This is a genomic window from Enterococcus sp. AZ020 (genome assembly GCF_050499205.1).
In the GTDB taxonomy this organism is placed as follows: Bacteria; Bacillota; Bacilli; order Lactobacillales; family Enterococcaceae; genus Enterococcus_L; species Enterococcus_L dunnyi.
This window is the reverse complement of the sequence record NZ_JBIPAT010000006.1, coordinates 1-3,386: the sequence shown is the minus strand read 5'-3', so window position 1 is coordinate 3,386 and position 3,386 is coordinate 1. Positions and strand designations below refer to the sequence as shown.

The following is a 3,386-nucleotide window of genomic DNA, read 5'->3' as shown; positions in this document are numbered from 1 at the left end:
TTCCAATAAAATAAGATTTAACAGTGATTCGATTCGCTGTTCTTCTACTGTTGGAAATTGTTTTTTGATCTGATCGATGATTTTTTTCTTTTGTTCATCAGACATATGATCACGTCCTATACTTCGTGTACATCTGCAGCATTTTCTAAAATATCGATTGCTTTTTTGTCCGATGCTTTCACAATAAACTCACCTTTATCATTTGCTGTCACTAATCGGCGAGAGTCAGGATGAACAAAACCTACAAAATTTTTCTTTTTCAGCACTTTATAAGTCACTGTTTTTTCCTGCTTCGTTTCTGCCTGTTCTTTTTTTACTTCTTCAGTATTTTTTTCAGTTTCTTTTTTTGCAGTCATTAAAATTCCTCCTAAATTAAAATAAAAGAGATAGCTTTTAGACTATCCCTCTGTAACAGCAGCAAGTTTCAAGATTGCGCCTGAATTTGATGCAGTGTATTCAATTGTATATTCACCAACGATACCAATTCGTTTTGAATCAGTCTCTTGAGGCAATTCTCTTGCTCTCCATTCACGTAACGGGCGTAAATTAACGTAGTTAGTATCTAATGCAATCATTGTGCCATTTGGCAACGCTGGTTCTACCAAAGCAATCCCTGATCCATAGTTAGATGTGATGCTGCCTAAACGTAGTCCAAACTGAACAGTATCGCCAAATTGAGCAACCTTAGTCGATTTACCATCTACTTCATCCGTCATTAAATCCAGCATATCAGTTGAAACTAAACAAAGTTTCTCGCCCATATAACCCTTGTCATACATGATTTTGAACATTTTATCTACATCTTTACGTGTAACTGCAGTCGCAGATGCTGTATCGATCACATTTGCTGAATTGATTAGATTCATAATTCCACTAGTACGGCGACCAGTTGTACCATTTTCGTCTGCTTTAACACCAGTTAATAATTGACGGTTTAAATCAATTTTCATTTCTAAGGCGCGTTGTGATACTTGATTAGTCAATTCATTACCTACACCGTGAACATTAATGGCGTCCAAAGTCCCTGACACTGAAGTTGATTTACGGAAAATCTCTGTGAAGTTGTTAAACCATACACGTCCTGATTCTGCATCCGTATATTTTCCGCCTTCTAATTGACCAGATGAATCATCTTCATTGATATTATATTCGCGCCATTTGATTTCGGTTGACGTAGCAGGATTAGTTTTTCCTGCCCCTAATAACCAAGATAAGAACGGTGTATTAGGAATTTGTAAAGCGTTAATCATTGGAGAAATGTCTAAGTACTCCAAATTATTTGTTGATGTTTTTTTCATGTGTGTTTCCTCCTAAGATATTAAATTATTAATTCCTTGGCTTAATGCCTCCATCGGATCACCAGTAGATTGTTCTTTTTGTGATCCAGTACTGTTTTGTTGCTTATTACCAAACGCTGACTTCATTTCTAATTCTTTGATTGATGCAGCATGTTGCTCCTTGATTGTTCCTAACACGCCAGTAAATGCTTCTACTGCACTTTTGGTAAATTCTGAGTTATCGCTGACTAAATTATTCAACATGAATTTAGAAACTGATTCCTTTAAATCTCCATCAAGTTCAAGTCCTGAAATTTGTTCAGCTACAAACGCCTTATTTTCACTTGTAATGCGTAGAGCTTTTTCCGCTGCCATTTCTGCTTGTAGTTCTTCAAGTTTGATTTGATCAGGCGTCTTGTTCTTCTTAGATTCTTCATAATCCTTGATTGCATCTTGTTTGATTTTATCTAAGTTATTCTTCTGCCATGATTCGAGCTGTTTATCTGCAGCAGACTGATTCTGAGATTTAAGAAACTTCTGAGCATCTTCATTGGACTCAGCAAAGGCTTTGAAGTCATCAAAAGAAAACTCAGGCTCATTTCCTTCGCCTTCAGCAAAATACTGCAAATTCATTGGTAACAATTTCTTCATTGTTTTTCCTCCTCTGCCCCACGATTCGTCTTGCGCCCCGCATTGCATTGATATTATTTTTTACGCCCAGCATTCGGATAACCGCCCGCCATTCGTTAGTTTTATGTCATTTCGGACAAAACAAAAAGCCCTATTGCTAGGACTTCTAATTTAAAAACAACTTAACGGCTACTTCATTTTCTTTAAAATGTCATCCAGCATTTTTTCCCACTTCTTAGTCGCCTCAGGAAATAACTCATACATCATTTTTCTTGATTCTTCGTTCACAACAGTTTCCAGCATATGTGCAAAAAATTCTGTCTCTTGCATTCCGGATATCTTCCAATACTTTAATCCGTGACCAGAACCCAATGGCCCTTCAACAAATACACCTGTTGATTCCATCATGTCAGATAAAGAAGAATACATATACGGATTTTCTTCCGCCAATTTTTTATATTTCCTAACGATTGCGCTCTGATCAAAAATAGATAACTTTTTCAGATCATTAATTTGTTTATGCTTTTCACCGTTAATTTCTGATAAATCTTTATTGAATAAATTTAGTAGATCTTTTTTGATAGCATTTTTCAGCTTGTAACTAGGAATTTCAGAGATATGATCAAAATCACTACCTATTGCTTCAGCTCCCCGAGCATCAAGAAAATGTCCCAGTTCATGGAATACTTTTTGCATCGGTTTCCCATTATGACTACCTTTAAACGCTTTTTCAGACAGTTGAATTGTTTTTCCTTGTGCAGAACTTTTGCCACTTGATAGCTTATTAAAAGATAGCTGATCTCCGAATTTGTTAAGTAGTTCTTTAACACGTCCATCCTTAATTGATTCAAAACTCTTTAAGAATGCGTTGTAATTGTCCGTACCAACCATTTCCTTCATGTTTGTTTTATCAAATACTTTCTTCAATGTATTTGGTTTGTTAGGACGATTTAGAGCAATTCCCCATTCATTTTTAGCGAACTCATCTAGTAAATCCCCAAACATTGACTCATAAAGAGTGTCGATGTCTTCACCCAAATCTGGAATAGATGGTATCTTAGTACAACGGCAACGAGTATGATACGGTGGATCAATACCACCTTTTTTTATTTCTTTGCCATGATATCCCCCGCAAATTGAACAAACTCTCTCATCTTCTGCGGACCAGCATATTGATTTCTTAACGCCAGCTTCTTCAAATGATGCATTGATACCCTCTACAGCAAAATGAGCATATTCAGTTCTGACGAGATTTTCAATGGCTCGATTAAACTTATCTTTCTCAAGTTTGAACATGTCAGAAATTGCGGGATCTTGCCTCATCGTTTTCAAGGCATCTGTAACACCGCCACCACTCGCAACTGCATTAACTATTGCTTGGCTGAGGTTTTGTTCTAATTTTGATACATTCCCCCATAATCGAGAAGAAAAGGTCTTTCCGCTCCAGGGGTAGTTTAACATTCGCTCAATTTCTTTTTT

Annotated in this window: 4 protein-coding genes; all 4 read right to left on the bottom strand. The window is 36.5% G+C overall.

The window, feature by feature from the left end:
- Positions 1-116: 116 nt before the first annotated feature.
- Positions 117-356 carry a hypothetical protein gene (locus IGI58_RS18110; RefSeq protein ID WP_429952821.1) on the bottom strand — a complete coding sequence of 80 codons (240 nt, stop codon included), beginning with the start codon at positions 354-356 and terminating at the stop codon, positions 117-119.
- 42 nt (positions 357-398) lie between these two features.
- A complete protein-coding gene (locus IGI58_RS18105) occupies positions 399-1,298 on the bottom strand; it encodes an SU10 major capsid protein (RefSeq protein WP_429952822.1) in 900 nt (299 codons plus the stop codon).
- Between the two features lie 12 nt (positions 1,299-1,310).
- The gene (locus IGI58_RS18100; protein ID WP_429952823.1) at positions 1,311-1,928 is read right to left on the bottom strand and encodes a capsid assembly scaffolding protein Gp46 family protein; all 618 of its coding nucleotides are present in this window, start codon (positions 1,926-1,928) and stop codon (positions 1,311-1,313) included.
- A 168-nt stretch (positions 1,929-2,096) separates the two neighbouring features.
- A partial coding sequence (locus tag IGI58_RS18095; protein WP_429955490.1) for a head protein occupies positions 2,097-3,386 on the bottom strand: 1,290 nt, incomplete at its 5' end.

What these genes read in the sequence shown, in the direction of transcription:
- IGI58_RS18110 (WP_429952821.1), bottom strand. Translation starts at nt 356, where the DNA reads ATGACTGCAAAAAAAGAAACTGAAAAAAATACTGAAGAAGTAAAAAAA.
- IGI58_RS18105 (WP_429952822.1), bottom strand. Translation starts at nt 1,298, where the DNA reads ATGAAAAAAACATCAACAAATAATTTGGAGTACTTAGACATTTCTCCA.
- IGI58_RS18100 (WP_429952823.1), bottom strand. Translation starts at nt 1,928, where the DNA reads ATGAAGAAATTGTTACCAATGAATTTGCAGTATTTTGCTGAAGGCGAA.